At 61.0% G+C, this 18680-nt stretch carries 17 protein-coding genes and 1 tRNA gene; 11 read left to right on the forward strand and 7 right to left on the reverse strand.

Features of this window, described 5'->3' with window-relative positions:
* Positions 1-73 precede the first annotated feature (73 nt).
* From GDA49_13045 to GDA49_13055, 3 genes are all read left to right on the forward strand, one after another.
* Positions 74-162, forward strand: a tRNA-Ser gene (locus tag GDA49_13045).
* Between the two features lie 283 nt (positions 163-445).
* On the forward strand, positions 446-1717 hold the full coding sequence (locus tag GDA49_13050; GenBank protein MBC6441304.1) for a DNA repair exonuclease: 1272 nt from the start codon (positions 446-448) through the stop codon (positions 1715-1717).
* 2 nt (positions 1718-1719) lie between these two features.
* Positions 1720-5268, forward strand: coding sequence for an AAA family ATPase (locus tag GDA49_13055; GenBank protein ID MBC6441305.1), 3549 nt, complete (start codon positions 1720-1722; stop codon positions 5266-5268).
* A gap of 393 nt (positions 5269-5661) precedes the next feature.
* On the opposite strand, the gene GDA49_13060 is transcribed toward GDA49_13055, so the two are convergent.
* Positions 5662-5913 (reverse strand): helix-turn-helix domain-containing protein, encoded by a 252-nt coding sequence (locus GDA49_13060; protein ID MBC6441306.1) that lies wholly within the window; start codon positions 5911-5913, stop codon positions 5662-5664.
* A 211-nt stretch (positions 5914-6124) separates the two neighbouring features.
* Here GDA49_13060 and GDA49_13065 point away from each other — a divergent pair, with 211 nt between their 5' ends.
* The 7 genes from GDA49_13065 to GDA49_13095 are packed head-to-tail and all read left to right on the forward strand — an operon-like array spanning position 6125 to position 12059.
* A complete protein-coding gene (locus tag GDA49_13065) occupies positions 6125-8500 on the forward strand; it encodes a putative monovalent cation/H+ antiporter subunit A (GenBank protein ID MBC6441307.1) in 2376 nt (791 codons plus the stop codon).
* Complete coding sequence (locus GDA49_13070) at positions 8497-8910, forward strand: Na+/H+ antiporter subunit B (GenBank protein ID MBC6441308.1); 414 nt, start codon at positions 8497-8499, stop codon at positions 8908-8910. The genes GDA49_13065 and GDA49_13070 overlap by 4 nt, the downstream gene beginning before the upstream one ends.
* Positions 8910-9293, forward strand: coding sequence for a Na+/H+ antiporter subunit C (locus GDA49_13075; GenBank protein MBC6441309.1), 384 nt, complete (start codon positions 8910-8912; stop codon positions 9291-9293). Before GDA49_13070 ends, GDA49_13075 begins: the two co-directional genes overlap by 1 nt.
* Positions 9286-10842 (forward strand): Na+/H+ antiporter subunit D, encoded by a 1557-nt coding sequence (locus GDA49_13080; GenBank protein ID MBC6441310.1) that lies wholly within the window; start codon positions 9286-9288, stop codon positions 10840-10842. Before GDA49_13075 ends, GDA49_13080 begins: the two co-directional genes overlap by 8 nt.
* Positions 10839-11309, forward strand: coding sequence for a Na+/H+ antiporter subunit E (locus GDA49_13085; GenBank protein ID MBC6441311.1), 471 nt, complete (start codon positions 10839-10841; stop codon positions 11307-11309). Before GDA49_13080 ends, GDA49_13085 begins: the two co-directional genes overlap by 4 nt.
* 4 nt (positions 11310-11313) lie before the next feature.
* The gene (locus GDA49_13090) at positions 11314-11697 is read left to right on the forward strand and encodes a cation:proton antiporter (protein ID MBC6441312.1); all 384 of its coding nucleotides are present in this window, start codon (positions 11314-11316) and stop codon (positions 11695-11697) included.
* Positions 11694-12059: a monovalent cation/H(+) antiporter subunit G gene (locus GDA49_13095; protein MBC6441313.1), complete on the forward strand. Its 366-nt coding sequence runs from the start codon at positions 11694-11696 to the stop codon at positions 12057-12059. The genes GDA49_13090 and GDA49_13095 overlap by 4 nt, the downstream gene beginning before the upstream one ends.
* Positions 12060-12230: 171 nt before the next feature.
* Here the strand turns inward: GDA49_13095 and GDA49_13100 are convergent, their stop codons facing one another.
* Entirely contained in the window at positions 12231-12584 is a 354-nt protein-coding gene (locus tag GDA49_13100; protein MBC6441314.1) for a glutathione S-transferase N-terminal domain-containing protein, read from the reverse strand.
* Between the two features lie 217 nt (positions 12585-12801).
* Positions 12802-14322, reverse strand: a complete 1521-nt coding sequence (locus GDA49_13105; protein MBC6441315.1) for a DUF2235 domain-containing protein — start codon at positions 14320-14322, stop codon at positions 12802-12804.
* A 968-nt stretch (positions 14323-15290) separates the two neighbouring features.
* On the opposite strand from GDA49_13105, the gene GDA49_13110 reads away from it, so the two are divergent.
* A complete protein-coding gene (locus GDA49_13110) occupies positions 15291-16010 on the forward strand; it encodes an NERD domain-containing protein (protein ID MBC6441316.1) in 720 nt (239 codons plus the stop codon).
* A gap of 107 nt (positions 16011-16117) precedes the next feature.
* On the opposite strand, the gene yidC is transcribed toward GDA49_13110, so the two are convergent.
* Genes yidC through rpmH form a run of 4 tightly spaced genes read right to left on the reverse strand, consistent with a single transcriptional unit; the run spans position 16118 to position 18628 of the window.
* Positions 16118-17875 (reverse strand): membrane protein insertase YidC, encoded by a 1758-nt coding sequence (gene yidC / locus GDA49_13115; GenBank protein MBC6441317.1) that lies wholly within the window; start codon positions 17873-17875, stop codon positions 16118-16120.
* Positions 17875-18138 carry a membrane protein insertion efficiency factor YidD gene (gene yidD, locus GDA49_13120; GenBank protein MBC6441318.1) on the reverse strand — a complete coding sequence of 88 codons (264 nt, stop codon included), beginning with the start codon at positions 18136-18138 and terminating at the stop codon, positions 17875-17877. The genes yidC and yidD overlap by 1 nt, the downstream gene beginning before the upstream one ends.
* Positions 18135-18488, reverse strand: coding sequence for a ribonuclease P protein component (gene rnpA / locus GDA49_13125; GenBank protein MBC6441319.1), 354 nt, complete (start codon positions 18486-18488; stop codon positions 18135-18137). Before rnpA ends, yidD begins: the two co-directional genes overlap by 4 nt.
* A 5-nt stretch (positions 18489-18493) precedes the next feature.
* Positions 18494-18628 carry a 50S ribosomal protein L34 gene (gene rpmH, locus GDA49_13130; GenBank protein ID MBC6441320.1) on the reverse strand — a complete coding sequence of 45 codons (135 nt, stop codon included), beginning with the start codon at positions 18626-18628 and terminating at the stop codon, positions 18494-18496.
* Positions 18629-18680: the final 52 nt, after the last annotated feature.

An 18680-nucleotide genomic window follows, 5' to 3' on the forward strand; every position in this document is an offset into this window, starting at 1 on the left:
CGTACCCCTTGCCCAGCGCGGCGCCCGCGAGTATGGTCCACTGTCCGTTCCCCCGAGGGAATGCCAGACCTGCGGAGAGGTGCCGGAGTGGTCGAACGGGGCGGTCTCGAAAACCGTTGTGCGCCTTGCGTACCGAGGGTTCGAATCCCTCCCTCTCCGCCACTTGTCCCGGAAAGACAGTTCCCACGATCCGGCTGCGGCCGGACTTCTGCGTTGTTTTCGAGGGTTATGCAGGAGGTGCTGAGCACCGGACTCGTCGTGAAACGGCCAAAATCGTTCTCTTCGGCGCGATGTTCTGTGAGGCTGATGACTGCGCCGCTTTGGTGAATTTCTTGCAGCCCTCTGAAGGCGATGTTTCCGGTGGACTCGCTGCCCACCGCGCACTTACCATTCATGGCCAGCGCTCGATTGGGAATTCGAGAAGTCAGGTTACGGACAGGTCCCCATGACTTCCTTTCGCTTTATCCATTCTGCCGACATTCATCTCGACAGCCCGCTAAGGGGCCTTGCACGCCAGGAAGGTAACGCCGTCGCGCGGGTGCGTACCGCGACTCGCGAGGCGCTTGATACACTGGTCGGATTGGCCATGGAGGAGAAGGCCAATTTTCTTGTTATCGCCGGAGACCTTTATGACGGCGACTGGCGGGACTACAACACTGGGCTTTTCTTCGCAGCACAGATGGGGCGGCTCAACAAGGAGGGCATCCCGGTCTATTTGCTCCACGGCAACCACGACTCTGAAAGCCAGATCACCCGGCGACTTGAACTGCCCGAAAACGTCCATGTCTTTGGCACGCGCAGGCCAGAGACGTTTGCGCTTGATGAGCTGAAGGTCGCACTGCACGGGCAGAGCTTTCGCCAGCGTGCCTTAACGGACAATCTTGTACCCGGCTACCCTAGGCCAGTTTCTGGTGCATTCAACATCGGAGTCCTGCACACAGGCCTCGGGGGCATGGGCGGCCACGCGAACTACGCCCCTTGCGCCATCGAAGACCTCACCAACAAAGGCTACGACTACTGGGCGCTCGGCCACGTACACCAGGCAAAGGTGCTGCACGAAAAGCCTTACATTGTCTTCCCAGGCAACCTTCAGGGCCGCCATGCCCGCGAGACCGGTCCCAAGGGCGCAAGCCTCGTCACCGTAGAAGAAGGTGACGTCGTCGAATTGACGAAGATCCCTTGTGATGTGGTGCGCTGGGCAGTGCTGCCCGTATCGTTGGTCGATGCGGAGCTCTTCGGCAACGTGATTGATGGTATCCACGATGCCGTGGAGGCGGCCGTGGCTCAGGCTGACGGGCGGCTACTAGCCTGCCGCATTGTCCTGCAAGGGCGCACCGCTGTTCACGATCAGCTTATTGCTTCCGAGGACCAGATTCTGGCTGAAGCCCGCGCCGGCGCACTTGGACTGGGCGACGAAGTCGCTTGGGTGGAAAAGGTGGTCATTGACACCCAGCCTGAGGTCGATGCAGAGACGCTGGCCGAGCGCGAAGACGCCATTGGAGAGCTTCGGCGCCTGTTGCAGGAAGCCACCGGGGACGATTCACTGCTGGCACAAATCGAGGAAGATATCGGCAAGTTGGTGCGCCAGCTGCCTAACGAGGTGCGCGGCGACATCGAAGATTGCATGCTGAAGGCCGCAGTAGACGGCAATTTTGCGGCGCTGATTGGCCAGGTCTCGCCTTATCTCTCCGCACGGCTCACGGCGAAGGGGGGATGAGTGTGCGGATAAAACGGCTCGATCTGCTGCGCTACGGCCACTTCACCGAAGTGTCGCTTGAGCTGCCTGATGGCACATCGGACTTCCACATCATCTTCGGCCCGAATGAGGCCGGTAAGTCCACGGCGCTGTCCGCTATCGAAGATCTTCTATTCGGCATTCACGGGCAGACGCGGTACGGGTTTCTGCATGATTACGGCAGCATGCGTATCGGTGCTGTGCTTGAGAACGGCAGTGATGGGCTGGAGGTGCTGCGGAGAAAAGGCAATAGGGACACGCTGCTGGGACCGAACGCTTTGCCGGTGCCCGGTGGGGAAGCGGTACTTAGCCCCTACCTTGCCGGCGCGGACCGAACCTTTTTCGAGCGCATGTTCAGCCTTGACCACACTCGCCTTGAAGCTGGCGGCCGGGCAATCCTGGAGGCCAGGGACGACGTCGGTCAGATGCTGTTCTCCGCCGGTGCCGGTATCGGAGGTCTGCGGGAGCAGTTGACCCAGCTTTCCAAAGAGGCGGATAGCTTGTGGAGCCCGGGGCGGCGCGCCCGGGGCCGCAAGTTCTCCATCGCCAAAGACAAGCTGGATACCGCCCGGCGGGATCTGCGCGAGCAGACCCTCAGCGCTGCAAAATGGCGGGAGTTGAAGAATGCGTACGAAAATGCAGAAGAGGCCTATGGTGCCATCGACAAGGCGATCAGCAAGGCGACAACCACCCGAAACCGTCTGAGCCGGATTCGGCGGGTGTTTCGGGATGTGCGGCGAAAGCAAGAGCTGGACAGTCATCTGGAGGAACTCGGCGACGTGATTGCTCTTCCCGCGGAAGCTGACGAGCTTGTTGCTGAGTCTGAGCGCGGGGATGCTGCAGCGGCCGCGAGTATCGGCACGCTGACAGAACAGCTTCAGCGCGCCGAAGAGGGGCTGCAAAGGCTTACTTACGACGAGACGATTATCCAGAGAGCGGCGGATGTAAACCAAGCCTGCGAACGTCGCATCGAGGTTCGCAGTGAAAAAGCCGACCTGCCCAAGCGTGAGGCCGAGCTGCAAGCGGCCGAAAAGGAACTGAAGGGCGCTGCCGCTGAGCTTGGCTGGCAGGATGGAAACTCAGCCGCGCTGATCGAGCGCATTCCGCCGCGGCCGAAAGTTAGTGTCGTGCGATCGCTGCTCAACCAAAAAGGCGAGCTCGAGATCGATGTTTCCGGCAAGGCACGGTTACTGGAAGAAGCGAAGGAAGAGCATGCCGTACTGAAGGACAAGCTTGCCAAGGCCGGTGAGCCTGTTGACGCATCACGGATGGCCATCGTGTTGAAGAGTGTGCGCGAACAGGGTGACATTGCCGGTCGAGTGCGTTCTGCCGCAGAGGAGCTGAAGAAAGCCAGAAGCAGGGTCGCCCTGCAGCTTGGTGCACTTGACCCGGGTGTTGCAGATGAAGATGCACTGACCGGCATGAGTGTGCCGGCAAGGGCGAAAGTAGAGTCGCAACGAAAAGCCCAAGATAACTGGCAGCGGCGGCTGACGGAAACGCGGCGACAGGCTACATCCGTTCAGCAGGAGCTGGACAGTGACGTTAAAGCCCTTGAGCGGGTTATACGCGATGAGCAAGTGGTCACAGCCGAAAAACTGAAGGACGCTCGTGGTCGCCGCGACGTCGTGTGGCAGCTGGTGAAGCTCAAGCACGTCGAGGGACAGCAGATCCCGCCGGACCAGGCCGCGCAGTACAAGGACGAAATCGAGGATCTGGCAGGTGCCTTTGAGCCTGCCGTCGTCAGGGCCGATAAGCTGGCTGATCGGCGCTTTGACCATGCTGAAGCCGCTGGGCGCATCGCCGAGATCAAGCGCAAGATCGAGAAGCAGGAAACGCTTTTCGTCCAGTTGCAGGACAACGAACAGAAACTCGTGGAGGAAGGCAAGCAGCTGAAAGCCGATTGGGCCGCGCTGTGGACCGGGGCACCGTTTGAGCCGGAAGCGCCTGAGACCATGCTGGAATGGCTTGTAGCCCGCGACGGGGTGCTGGAGGCCATTGAAGCGCGGGAAGAAGCTGACAGCGCGCTAGAGGCTGTTCGTGGCGAGGAGCAGGCGGCAAGGCAGCAGTTGATTGGTGAGTTGGCTGCGCTGGGTGTCGATGTTGTCACACTGGAATCTGACGGCCTGACCATCGTCGTTGAACGGGCGGCGGAAGAGCTACGGCTTCGCGAGGCCAAAGCCGAGAGGAAGTCTCAGCTCGAAAAGGATGTCGCTGAAGCCAGTAAGCTTGTTGCGCGTCGGCAGCGGGACCTTGAGACGGCAAAGAAGGCGCGGGCCGAATGGCGGGATAAATGGACTGCTGCGCTTGACGATTTTGGCCTTGCTGCAGATACCGCCGCTGAGGCTGTTGATGCTCAGATCGGCATTATCGATCAAATGCGGGAGGCGGTCGGTCGGATCAGCTCGTTGCGACACGACCGCATCGAGAAGATTCAAAGGGACCTCGCTGACTTCGAAAATGTTGCCAGTCAGCTTGTGCGGGTTGTTGCACCGGACCTTTCTGACAAGGCGGCGGACGACGCTGTTGCGGCGCTGAAGACGCGGCTTAACGAGGCCGAGAGGATCCAGGGACTGCGGGAGAATCAGGACGAGGCCGTTGAAGACCTGAAAGAGCAGATCAAAACGCTTGAAGGTCAGCGGCGGGAGTGGGCCGCCTCCATAACCCACCTTATGCAGACCGCAGGCGTCGATAACAATGACAAACTGAAGGCCGCTATCGAGCGATCCGACAAGCAGCGGGAGCTTCAGGAGGAACGGGACGAGATCATAGGAAAGCTTCAGCAGGACGGTGATGGCAAGACTGATGACGAACTGGAAACCGAGTGCGACGGGCTGGCCATCGATGACGTCGCGGCTCGGGAAGAGTCGCTTCAGGCGGAACTGGAGGACTTGAGAAAGCAGCAGGGCGAGGCAGGCGATGTCCGATCGCAGGCACGCCAAGCGTATCAGGCCATCGGCGGCGATGATGCGGCCGCACAGGCTGGGGCAGCCCGGGCAGAGGCGCTGGCTGAAATGGGCGAAGTGGCCGAGCGGTACGTTCGGGTGAAGACATCCGCCATTCTGCTGCAATGGGCCATCGACCGCTATCGTCGGGAGAAGCAAGCGCCGCTGCTCAAACGCGCGGGACAGCTGTTTCAGGTCATGACCGCGGGCTCGTTCACCAGCCTGCGCGTGGACTTTGATGACCAGGACAACGCCCACCTGACCGGGGTACGACCGGATGAGAAGGTTGTGCCGGTGTCCGGCATGAGCACCGGCACAGCCGATCAGCTATACTTGGCGCTGCGGGTTGCCTCGATTGAAGACTATCTTGAGCGGGCGGAGGCGCTGCCGTTTGTGGCCGACGACCTGTTCATCAACTTCGATGACAGCAGGGCGGCTGCTGGGTTTGAGTTGTTGGGACAGTTGGCAAGGAAAACCCAGGTACTCTTCTTCACGCACCATCGTCATCTCGTGGAAATCGCGAAGTCTACCCTGGGGGATACCATCAACTGTGTTTCGCTGAACGAAAAAGCCACTATGGCATCGGCATGAACTGTGGCATCGGCATGACTCGTCGGAAAGACCGTGTTGTATGCTGCCCCGGAGTCGGTGCCTGTCGGTGCTTGTCGGTGCCTGTCGGTGCCCGTCGCCGACCTTCGGGCCGAGGTGGAAACCTCATGATACATTACGCATTGAGCGTCTACATCCCTGCGGGTAGCGCGTGCGGCAAGAAAGAGCCAGCCGCTCACGAACGACCCTCAAGGTTTCGCTGACCGCCCCACAGCCGCACGATGCGCAGGTCTTCGCCGGGCTCTCCCACGTCGCCCCGGAGCGAAAGCACGGGTCAGCCTGTTCGCACAGTTCATCGGTCTGGGCTAATTCAATGACTTGAAGCGGAGAACGTTCGACACCAGTCCCGTTCCCTCCGCCATTCCTTCCTTGCGTTCAACCGCCGTCATCGGATGCCTGGTGCGGCGTCTTCACCGGATCTTCGATATCGTCATCTTCGATATCGTCGGGCGCGCGGTTCGCGTGGGAATTCAGATAGGCCTCAAGGTCACGCTGCGAGACACGCCAATCGCGACCGAACTTGATGGCGCGGAGTTGGCCGTCGTTGATCCACGAACGAACGGTGCTCTCGCGCATCTTCAGGAGTTCGGCGACCTCATGAACGGTCAGCAGGGGTTTCGACAGCATGATCATCGGCTCCGGCGCAACGATACGATGGTGCAGGTTGAGCCATTTATCGCTTATATCGGTTTATGTCTACATATTGAAGTTCTTGTAATTTTCTCTATATCAGAGACTGTTTTATCGAGGTTGATCCCGCCTGGGGTCGTTTGTCCATACTCCGTCCTTGAGCGTCTGCATCCAACCTGCGTGGCCGTTCGTCAGGGGAATTCGCGAAATGCTGCTTGCGGCTGTGCTCGCACCATTTGTCCTTGCCGTCTTCGCGCCGGCCGTTCGGCGTGTCGCCGGGCCGGCGACAGGCTGGCTTTTGGCGCTGCTGCCGGCGGCTCTGACCGTCTACTTCGCCGGATTCCCGGGGCCGATCGCGGCGGGCGATCCGATAAGTTTTTCGGTCCCCTGGGTTCCCACGCTCGGCATTCATCTGTCGTTTCACGTGGACGGGCTGAGCGTGATGTTCGCCCTGCTGATCAGCGGGATCGGCACCTTCATCGTCCTCTATGCGGCGACCTATCTTTCCGGGCATGCCGATCTCGGCCGTTTCCTCATGTTCATCCTGATGTTCATGGGTTCGATGCTGGGTCTCGTGCTGGCCGACAATGTTGTCACCCTGTTCGTGTTCTGGGAGCTGACCTCGATCACCTCCTTCCTGCTGATCGGCTTCAACCACAAGAGCGCACGGTCCCGGCGGGCGGCCCTGCAGGCGCTGGTCGTCACCGGCGGCGGCGGTCTTGCGCTGCTGGCGGGCCTGTTGCTCATGGCGCAGGCGGGCGGTGCGATGGAGTTGTCGACCCTTCTGCAAAGCGGCGACCTGTTGCGCGACCACCCGCACTACATCTCCATCCTGATCCTTGTGCTGATCGGGGCCTTCACCAAGTCGGCCCAGGTGCCGTTTCATTTCTGGTTGCCGAATGCCATGGAAGCGCCGACACCGGTCAGCGCCTATCTGCATTCCGCCACCATGGTGAAGGCGGGCGTCTATCTTCTGGCCCGTGTTCATCCCGGCCTCGGGGGAACGGAGGTCTGGCAGATCACCCTGGTCGCCTTCGGAGCCACGACCTTCCTGATCGGTGCGATCCTGGCCCTGCGCAACACCGACCTGAAACTGATGCTGGCCCAGACCACGGTTGCGAGCCTGGGACTCCTGGTCTTCCTGATCGGCCTCGGCCATGAACTGGCGCTGGAGGCGGCGATGGTCTACCTCTTTGCGCACGCGATGTTCAAAGGTGCGCTCTTCATGGCTGCCGGCTGCATCGATCACGGGACTGGCACACGCGACGTCTGGAAGCTGTCCGGCCTGCGAAGCGCGATGCCGATCACCTTCGGTGCGGCGGCACTGGCGGCACTCTCCATGTCGGGCCTGCCGCCCTTCATCGGCTTCATTGCCAAGGAGTTCGTCTACAAGGGCACGCTGGGCGAATTCTGGCCGCTGCTTGTCACGGGCATCGCCATTGTTGGCAACGCCCTGATGTTCGCGGTCGCCTTCCTGGTCGGCTTCAAACCATTCCTGGGTGCGCCCTTACAATCGCCAAAGCCTGCCCATGAAGGCGGTCCCGGCCTGTGGCTCGGACCGCTCACCCTGGCGGTGCTTGGACTGCTGGCGGGTCTGTTCGCCGGCGTGCCCGAGACCTATCTGGTCGGCCCGGCTGTTTGGGCGGTCGCAGGGTCACAGGTTCCGGTGTATCTCTACCTGTGGGGGGGCTTCAAGACTCCGCTCCTCCTCAGCATGGTGACCATCGCGCTCGGGGCGCTGCTCTTGTGGAAAGCGCGTGCGCTCAGCCGTGCGATGGCGGCCGCCCTGGACAGGCTCTGGGGTCCTGATCAGGGCTATGATCAGTTTCTCGACGCTCTCATCGGGATCGCGCGGGCCGTGACGGCCAAGCTCCAGACCGGCACTCTGCGGCACTACCTTCTGGTGACGATGACGGTCGTTGCCACCATCCTGGTCGCGCCGATGATCGCCATGGGCGACCTTTCGGTCTCCGTCACCCTGCCACGAACCGACTTCTACATCTGGGGTATCGCCCTGCTGGCTCTGGCCGGTGGCTTCGCCATTGCCATTGCGCGCTCGCGGCTGATCGCCATCCTGTCCATGGGCGTGCTCGGCATGGCCGTTGCTCTGATCTTTGTGTTGTTCAGCGCCCCGGATCTCGCTTTCACGCAGTTGATGGTGGAGACTCTATCCGTCGTGATCCTGGCGCTGGTCATCACACGGTTGCCGATCTACCGATCTGATTGGCGTGGGTGGCCCAGGGCAATCCGCGACTCGGCCATCGCCGTGGTCGTCGGAGTCGGGTTCACACTTCTGCTGCTGACGATCACCGGTCGGCCCCTCGATCCCGTGCTCAGCGAGTTCTTCGCCGCACGCAGCTACACGGAGGCCTATGGCCGCAACATCGTCAACGTGATCCTGGTGGACTTCCGCGCTCTCGATACCTTCGGAGAGATCGCCGTGGTGGTGATTGCCGGTGTTGCCGTTCTGAGCCTGTTGGCGATGGGAGGGCGACGACCGGACCGAACCGCCACGACGACCGCTCCCGCCGCCGCCTCGGTCCGGAGGGGCCCAGGTGCGAACGACGAGGAGGACGCGCGATGAATTCCCTCATTCTGAGGACGGCCACGCCGTTCCTGGTTGGTTTGACGGTTCTGTTCTCGATCTTTGTTCTGCTCCGCGGACACAACGTGCCGGGCGGCGGCTTTATCGGTGGTCTCGTCGGTGCCTCGGCATTCGCGATCTACACCATCAACGAAGGCGTTGCGGCGACACGCCGGGCGATGATTGCCCACCCGGTGGCGATTGCCGGGTTCGGCCTTTTCATCGCCGGGCTGAGCGGCGTTGCCTCCCTGTTTTTCGGGGACGCCTTCATGACCGGACAGTGGTGGTTCCCCGACTTCGCGCCGGACCTGAAGTACCTGTCGACCGTCGTCCTGTTCGATATCGGGGTCTATCTCGTCGTTGTCGGCGCCATCGTTGCCATCATCATGGGCCTTGAGGAGAACGGCTGATGGAAGCTGCGTTCTCCATCGTCGTCGGGACGCTGTTTGCCATCAGCGTCTACCTGCTGCTGTCGGGTTCGTTGATCCGCCTGCTACTGGGAATCTTCGTCCTCGGCAATGCGACCCATCTGCTGATCTTTGTCGCCGGTCGCCTGGTGCGACACGCGCCGCCGTTGATCCCTGACGGTCTGGAGGTTGCTGACACGGTGATCGCCAACCCTCTGCCACAGGCCCTGATCCTGACAGCCATCGTGATCAGCTTCTCTTTGTTCTCCTTCCTCCTGGTGCTCGCCTATCGCGCCTACCAGTGCCTCGACACGGTCAACACTGACGAGATGCGGGACGCCGAGCCCATAGTCGCCCCGAATGTCTTGAGGGGCCGCGATGTTTGAGGGTGCCGGTTGGCTGATCGTCTGGCCCGTCCTCATTCCGATCCTGGGTGCCGCGCTGGCTGCGGCCGCATGGGGCAATGAACGTGCACAATCCGTTATCGGGGTCGCTGGTCTCGGTGCCCAGTTCATCGCCAGCATCGCGCTGTTCGAGCATGTCTGGAGCCATGGCGTGGTCGCCATGTCGATTGGCGGCTGGCAGGCTCCCTTCGGTATCGCGCTGGCGGCGGACACGCTGGGTGCTGGCTTCACCCTGGTGGGCAGTCTTGTCGGCCTCATCGTCGCTCTGCACAGCATCGGATCGACGGATACCGGGCATCGCCGGGCCGGGTTCTTTCCCTTGCTGCTTGCGCTGATGGCCGGCGTCGCCGGGGCGTTCCTGACCAGCGATATCTTCAATCTCTACGTTTGGTTCGAGGTCACCCTGATTTCGTCCTTCGGGCTCATGGTTCTCGGTGGCCGGCGTGAGCAGATTGACGGTGCGGTCAAGTACGCGTTCCTCAATCTGATTGCGACAACGTTGCTTCTGATCGCGATCGGCTTGCTCTACGGCCTGACGGGCACCCTCAACATAGCCGATCTCTCGGGCAAGGTGGCGTTGCTGCCGCAGGACTCGACGCTTGAGACCGTGGCCCTGCTCTTCCTCGTGTCGCTCGGAATGAAGGCGGCCCTGTTCCCGCTCCATTTCTGGCTGCCGGCGGCTTACCACACGCCGCTGCCGACGGTGTCCGCCATCTTCGCGGCCCTGTTGACCAAGGTGGGCGTCTACGCGCTGATCCGCGTGTTCTCACTGGTCTTCCCGGAGAACAGCGATATGGTCCGCGACGCCATGATCTGGGTCGCCGTCGCGACGATGGTGCTCGGTGCACTGGGAACACTGGCAGAGTCGGACATCCGACGTTTCGTCTCGTTCACCGTGGTGAGCGGCGTTGGTGTGATGGTGGGCGGCATCGCGATCGGCACCGAGTTGGCGTTTCTCGGCACGATCTTCTACTTCGTCCACTCGATCGTCATTTCAGCGGCCCTCTTTATCGCCGTCGGCATGATCGCCACGGCCAGCAAGGCGACGGGAATTGAGGATCTGGCCGGTCTCTACAGGAGAGCGCCCTTTCTCGCTGTCGCCTTCCTTGTTGTCGGTCTCTCACTGGCCGGTGTTCCGCCACTCGCCGGGTTCTGGCCGAAGGTTTATCTCGTGCAGGCGGGGCTCGAAGCCGACTCGACTGTTCTGGTGGTCGGTATTCTGCTGTCCGGTTTCCTGATGCTGGTCGCGTTCGGCCGGGCCTTTTGCCTGATCTTCTGGAGGCCGGGCGACGATGAAACGCCGGCGCAGGACGCCGGACTGCTTGTGAAGGGCAGCCTCGGTGCCCTTGCCGCGATGACCTTCGCGTTCGGCCTCTATTGCGCCCCGCTGGTGGAGGTGTCAGGCCGTTCCGCAGCAGAGCTCCTGAGCCCCGATCCTTACATCTTTACGGTGCTTGGCCAGCCGGAGGCAGCCCGAATGGACGGCACGCCGACAGTCACGCCTTCCGGTGCGGTGGAGGCGATGCAATGAACCTCTTTCTGCTCAATCTTGTTCTGGCCCTGGTCTGGGGGGCCGTGACGGGAAGTTTTGCTCCCGGCAACCTGATTTTCGGCTTCATCCTGGGTTTCCTCTCGCTTTGGTTGGTCCGCGACCGTGTCGATCGTCGGAATTTCTATCGCCCTGCACGGGTTGCGCTGTTGATCTGGGAGTTCCTGAAGGAGCTTTGTCTTTCATCCGTCCGGGTGGCACGGGACACGCTGAGCCCTCGGATGACGTTCCAACCGTCGACCATCGCCGTGCCGCTCCACCTAAGGCAGGACGCGGAAATCATGCTGCTGGCCAATCTGATCAGCTTGACGCCCGGAACCCTCAGCGTCGATGTGTCGAGCGACAGATCGACTCTCTACATTCACGCCATGGATGTGGACGATCCGGACGAACTCTGCCGCGAGATCAAGGATGGGTTCGAGAACCTGATCAGGAATGCAATGGAGTAGAATGATGGACGCGTTCGGTCAGACCTTTCTCGAGTTTGCAACGACGGTTGCCTTTGCCTCCCTGTTGGTCGCATTCGCGTTTACCGTCTACCGCTTGTTGCGTGGACCCAGCTTCGCAGACCGCGTTCTGTCTCTCGACTTTCTGATGCTCATCGGCATCGGCTTCATCGCCGTCAAGGCGTTGGCTTCCAGCGAGTTCAGCTATATCGACGTGGCGATCGCGATGGCTCTGGTGGGTTTCCTCGCAACGGTTGCGTTTGCGCGTTATATCCATCGACGGGCGAGGGCCACCGATGCCGAGCCGAACGAAGACCTGGAAGAGGTTCCGCTGCATTCGAGTGGCGGGATACGAACGGCAAGCCGTTCGGGCCAGGGCGGTGAGCCATGATCGACCTGATTGCAGGCGTCCTGATCCTGGTCGGCGCCCTGTTCTCTCTTGTTGCCGGGATCGGTTTGTTCCGGCTGCCGGATGTCTACCTTCGGATGCATGCGGCGACGAAGGCCGGCACCCTGGGCAGCGGGCTGATGCTGCTGGCTGCCGGCGTTCACTCTCAGGAATTGGAGGTCATCGCCTGGGTCCTCTCAGGCATCGTCTTCCTGATGATCACCGCCCCGATCGGCGCGCATCTTCTTGGTCGCGCGGCTTACCTCGCAGGGGTACCGATGTGGTCCCGGACAAAAGCCGATGCACTGGCTGGCAAGTACGACAGCAAGGGCGAGTTCCTCAAGGGTTCCCGGCCCGAGAAGTAAACCGCTCTGGCCCAAACGATCCGTTGTGGCCTCGGGGCCTTGGAGAGTGGCAGGACCAAACCGGGGCGGTCTGCGGTCGCCATGCATCCTGCTCCGCCCATCTGCTCGCCACGGCGATATGGATGTCGGTGAGACAGGGCCCTGAAGGTAGAAGTACAGGGTGTTTTTCTCCTAGGGTGCCTCTCTCCCTGCAATCGCGCGTTCGACACGCAGCCAGCGTCGGTGCCGGATGGAACGGGCAAGGTTCCGCACCCGTTCCGCTGCGTCCTCGGGCAAGAGCATCGTCCCGGGATGGCGTCCGACAAGCGTCAGCAGGATCGCAACCGATTCCGTGAGCGTCGCTCCGTCGGGAGTGAGGAAAGCGGCAATCTTACGCTGCAGATTGACAATGGCATAGGCATCGTCGCGCTGTGCTTTGTCCTCCCTGTCCACATCGCGGACCTCATAGCGCGCGCCGATCTCCGCAAGCACCATCTTTACGGTTAGGGAACCGGACCACCGGTGGCCAAAAAGAACATAAGTCATGTCTGCGCATACCTTGGTACCCACAGCCATTCCACCGTAAGGAAATGAAGGGTCGTCGACAGCCTGCCGTTCGGTCTTTGCGCCGTCGTTGGCCTCGTGAGCGTAGAGACTCACCCGAGCCACTTGTCCAGCGTTCGTTGCTCTCCAACAACAACATCATCCTTTTACGAAGCACCCGCTCCTACCCCCCGGCACCAGCGCAGACCGACCCCCCGCGTCAGGCTGTCCGCGTGACCTTGAGCGTCACCTTACCCCGATTGTTGCCATAGAAGTGCCAGGCATCGTTCGCAAAGCAGTAGAGGTATCCGGCGCGATGCGTTTCGTTGTAGGGAATGGCGAGTTCGGTTGCCGTGCCGATCTTGAACACCTCATGCAGCGATTCGTCACCAGCATTCGCGATCGCCCCCATCAAGCAGAACCAGGGAGCCTTCTCGTACCGTTTCGAGCCTTTGAGGTCAGCCTGCTCGTTCTTGGTGATCTCCTTTAAAATGCCTTCGACCTTGCCAATAAGCGTTCCGATCGCTGTAACGAATTCACCTAGGTAGAACTGATCGTCGTCGGCCCCGCCGGGGCCACTTGGAATGTTGCCGTCGAGCCACTCACCGTGTGCCTCGAACGTGTAGGTCGCTCCGGCGTTCAGGAAGACGCCAGTTTCGTTCCATGGGTCCCTTGAGAAGATGTCGAGTGTGACGGAATCGTTGATCTTGAGGTGCTTCGTCTTGCGATAGGGCGCTTGGGTGATCGGCGGCCGCACATGCCGCTCCCATGCCGATTCATGCAAGGTCTCCCCCACATGTTCCTCCAGAATCTCCGGCGACGGGCGCGGCTGGGTACGAAGCATGGCGTACATACCATCAAGCGTGTTGTGGAGAACGTCCCTCGGGTCCGGTTCGATCTGACCGATCAGGTCTTCCTGGATTCCAAGGCCCTGTTTCTGCGCCTCGTCAATCATCCAGCTGAGTGCGCCATCAGAGAGACCGCGCTCAGGCCAGCCACCACCGACATCGCCGTGACCGCCGGGAAACCAGACCTGCTTCGCATCCGGGTGGTCGTTCGTCTCAGTCCAGAGTGTCGGCACGAAGTTGGCACGCATCTCGTCGAGCGCGACGGCATGGCGGGCGTGCAGGACGTGCGCGCTCAGGCTCGTATTGTGGAACGTGTGGGAGTCACGATCCTCAAGCAGGTTCAGGATCACAAGGTTGTCGGGGATCCCGAGGGCACCAACCGTATCCCAGACGCCCAGGAAGTGGATATCTACCCCTGTCGTGAACGCGTAGCCTGCTATTGAGGCAACCTGATCGGGTGTCGTCTGCCGACGATACGCTTTAGAGAATACGTTCTCGACACCTTGCCAGATTTCTCCGTCGCTGAGCCCGTTCGGGTTCAGCAGACCACAGGACACGACGAGGCCCGACAGGCTGCGAACGGTATAGGCTCCGCGGCTGTAACCGAACAGATAGATGCGGTCTCCAGCCCGGTAGTTGTCACACAGCCACTTATAGGCGCTCTGGATGTTCTTGTTGAGGCCATCGCCGGTCCCGCCGCCCAAGACCTTGTTATGCCAGGTTCCGTCGGTGCCGACACCGGGATGATAGTAAGTGAGCTGCATACGCCCTTCTGCATCGTTCTCGGCCAGTACATTATGCAGAAGAACCACATTCGTCGGCGTGGGTACGCCGTCCTTCATCTGATCCGGTGTGTTCCATGTGCCGTCACAACTGACGATCAGATTGCGCATGGGTAAGCCCTCCTTTTCTTTGTGCCCGTTCCTTGGGTTTCGCTCGAAGCAAGAAATCGGGGGTTGCTTTGACCAAGCGGGATTCAGAATCCATTGACACTATACTCGGATGCGTCCAGAGTGGCAAGCGGGAGAGGTGTGTGCCAGCGTGTTGTCGTGCTCAATCGCATCATAAACCGCGTGTACTGCCACTCGACTCAAACTGCCAGAAGCCATGGGCCGGGTCGCCGACCTTGTGACGGTGCGCGAACCTCGACGCCTGCAGGCCAATCGCAAGCAGGATAACCCGCGCCGCTCGACTGTCCCCACGTTCCGACAACAGCGCAAAGGCGGCTGGCATCCCAAGGTCACGAACATTCGTCGATAGGCCGTCTCAACAACTTATGATTGCTGTTCGTCGGCGGGTTGGTTCGCGATACCACACAGGGTTCGGCGTCATTGGTAGCGCCGTGTCTGTCGGTTTGTTCACACTCGGCGAGCACACATATGGTGCGCGGACTCAGAGGCTATCGGGGGGACGCACGCTAGGGGGAATCGGTCCGCTATCGGCAGTTCTGTGTCGTTGTTTTGATCATGGTGACGTCACGTATTGTTGACAGCACCGGTATTGACCCGGCCAGACTGAACCAGTCCCGTCAGATCGGAACAGCAACCGACCACGTCATAGAACAACTGGCCAGCGGCTTGGGTCTGTGGCTCGTGGATTTTCTGATACAACCTACATCTTGATCAGACCCGGTTCTGGTCCCGACTCTGTTCAGCGGCTGTCCGCAGGAGGCCCGGAAGGCATCGACTCGACGAGGTGACGGTCTTGAGAGCCCGCCCCGATCTTCTCAGGGCCGACCAACCGCAGCTCGACAGGGGTTGATCGGCATATTGCAATCAAATAGTCGTGAAACACACGCCACTTAGCAGGGACAAGAAAAATCGAAATCGCGCCCATCATATCTCTGGCCGCTTTTTTCGTCTTGGCCGCGGTTTTTCTTGTCCGTTTCGCCACGTCCCCTACGGCCAAGGCCAAGGGCGATCGTGCCGAGAGGAGGGTCAGCACAAGCATTAGCCGCTCGTTTGGCAACGCTGGATATCAGGTCATCGACAACGTGACATTGCCGACGAGGACCGGGACGACCCAAATCGACCATCTGATCGTGTCACCCTACGGGGTCTTTGTTGTGGAGACCAAGAACCTGTCTGGATGGATCTTCGGCCGTGAAGATCAGCAGAACTGGACGCAGATCCTTCACAAGAAAAAATACAGATTCTTCAATCCCATAAGGCAAAATAACCATCACATGTTAGCGGTGAAGCGACTACTGAAACTTCGATCTGACCAGATACATGATGTCGTTGTATTTGTCGGAAACTCTAAATTCAAGACTGTGATGCCAACGAATGTCGTTTCGGGTATCCGACAGCTTCGCCAGTTCGTACGATCGAAGATTGAACGTGTGATGTCACAAGAAGAAGTTCTCCGTGTGATTGCTGAGATCAGAGCCCAGCGACTAGAGCCTGGTCGAGAGACCGAACGCTTACATCTCCGAAACGTTCAGGCCGGAGCCCATCGGCGATCATCGGGCTGTCCCCGTTGTGGAAGCCCGATGGTGATGCGGACGAACAGATCAACCGGCGACCCCTTTCTGGGCTGTGAACGTTACCCGATATGCAGAGGCACCCGACCTGCACCGTGAGACAGGGATGATCTGCACCGCCATTGGAGGCGAACGTTGCAGCTCGGCATCGGCGGCTTCGATGGCGTGGCGGGCACCCGCTGCCTCACGGGCTGGAGGACGATACGCTAATCGACGCCTTCCTTCTTCATGATGAACCACTGCTGCACGATCGAGAGCAGGTTGTTCCAGGTCCAGTAGATCACCAGACCCGCGGGGAACGTGGCGAAGATGAAGAGGAAGATCAGCGGCATGAACATGAAGATGCGCGCCTGCATCGGATCGGGCGGCTGCGGGCTGATCTTCTGTTGCAGCCACATGGTGCAGGCCATCAGGAACGGCCATGCGCCGATCAGCAGGAAGCCGGGCAGGAACGCGGTCGGATCGAACGGCAGCAGGCCGAAGAGGTTCCAGATGACGGTCGGGTCCGGCGCGCTGAGATCGTCGATCCAGCCATAGAATGGCGCGTGGCGCATCTCGATCGTGACGAACAGCACCTTGTAGAGCGCGAAGAAGACCGGAATCTGGATCAGGATCGGCAGACAGCCCGACGCGGGATTGACCTTCTCCCGCTTGTACATGGCCATCATCTCCTGCTGCATCTTCTGCTTGTCCTCCTTGTAGCGCTCGCGCATCTCCTTCATTTCCGGCGCAAGCTTGCGCATCTTGCTCATCGCCTTGTAGGACTTGTTGGCGAGCGGGAAGAAAATCAGCTTGATCGCGACGGTCAGAAGCAGGATGGCGACCCCGAAGTTGCCGCAGAGGTTTGCCAGCCAGAGCAGGACGAAGAAGATCGGCTTGGTCATGAAGTAGAACCAGCCGAAGTCGACCGCGCGGTCGAACAGCGGAATGCCGAGCTGCTCCGCATAGGTGTCGAGCTCGGTGACGACCTTGGCACCGGCGAACAGACGATCGGTCGCAGTGGTTGCCTGACCCGGCTCGATGGTGATCGCGCTGCGGTAGAAGTCGGCCTGGTAGGTGTCAATCGGTCCGCTCTGGAGATGTTGCAGGAAACGACCGTTGAACGAATCGGACTGGTCGGGGATCAGCGCGGTGAGCCAGTACTTGTCGGTAATGCCGAGCCAGCCGTTTGGGCTCTGGTATCCGACCTCGGCGGTCTCGTCGGGATCGGAGAGGTCGTCATAGTCGACCTCTTCCAGGGTCTCGTTGAAGACGCCGATCAGACCTTCGTGAAGGATGTAGAAGCCCAGGGTCTCGGGCGTGTTGTAGCGCTTCACCCGCCCGTAGGGCAGCAGGGTCACGGGCGTACCGCCATTGTTCGCAACGCTCTGCTCGACGGTGAACATGTACTTGTCGTCGATCGCGAACGTGCGTGTGAAGACCAGTCCCTCGCCGTTGTCCCAGGTCAGCGTCACCGGTGTCTCGGGCGTCAGTTTGCTGCCTGAGGCCTGCCAGACCGTGTCCTTGTCGGGCAGTGTCACCTGCGCGCCCGTTTCGGAGAGCCAGCCGAAATCGGCAAAGTAGGGAGAGGGACCGCCGACCGGGGAGAACAGGATCACCTCGGGCGACTCGGGATCGATCCCGGTGCGGTAGCGGACCAGCGTGAGGTCGTCGAGGTGGCCGCCCGTCAGCGCGACCGAACCATGCAGGCTCGGCGTCTCGATCGGCACGCGGGCCGAAAGCGCCAGGGCTTCGCCACGCGTCAATTGAACCGCAACGAACTCTTCGGGTTCCGTGACACTCACCCCGTCGGGCGAGGCGACTTCGGGCAGCGTGTCGCGCTCCTGCCGGGCCAGTTCGCGCTGCTGCTCGATCGCCCGCTGCTCCCGTTCGATACGCGGGATCTCGTAGAACACCTGATAGCAGACGAACATCAGGACGATGATCGCCATCGCGAGCCAGACGTTTCTCTGTTCCGATTGCATCAGGGACTCCTTAAACGTCCGGGCCCGGAGCCCGATGCGGTTTCAGGGACGGGATCGTAGCCATGTCCGCCCAGCGGGTGGCAACGCGATACGCGACGCAGCGCAAGCCCGCCGCCGCGCCACGGTCCGTGCCGGCGAATCGCCTCCTCGGCATAGGCCGAGCAGGTCGGCATGTAGCGGCATGACATCGGCGTGAACGGCGAAATGCCGTAGCGGTAAACCGCGATCAGGGCGTTCATGAGGGCTGCGGCGATCCGGTTCATGAGCGTCCCCTGGCAAGTCGGCCAAGCGCCGATTCGAGATCGTGGCGCAGGGCCGGGAAATCGCGCTGCGCCGTGGCCTGGCGGGCGATCAGGACGTAATCGGTCGCAGGAAGGCCGCCCTCGGGCAGGAGCTCGTCGGCCAGGGCCTTCAGGCGCCGGCGGGCGCGGTTGCGCACGACGGCGTTACCCACCTTGCGGCTGGCCGTGAATCCGGCCCGGATCTCGTTGTTGTCGTCGTTGCTGCGCGCGCAGGCCTGAACGACCATGCCGGGCGTCACAGCCTTGCGCCGTGCGGCCGCAACGCGAAGGTAGTCACGCCTCCGCTTCAGACGCGCAACGGCCTCGGGCATGAACGTCAGGCTGACAGACGCTTGCGACCCTTGGCACGCCGGCGTGCAAGCACGAGGCGGCCGCCTACGGTCTTCATGCGGGCGCGAAAGCCGTGTCGGCGCTTCCGGATGATCCGACTGGGCTGAAAGGTGCGCTTCACCGTCAATTCTCCATGACTCTTGCCGCGCAACAGGTCAAACTGCGCGAGCGGC

It is taken from the genome of Rhodospirillales bacterium (genome assembly GCA_014323865.1).
GTDB lineage: Bacteria > Pseudomonadota > Alphaproteobacteria > SP197 > SP197 > SP197.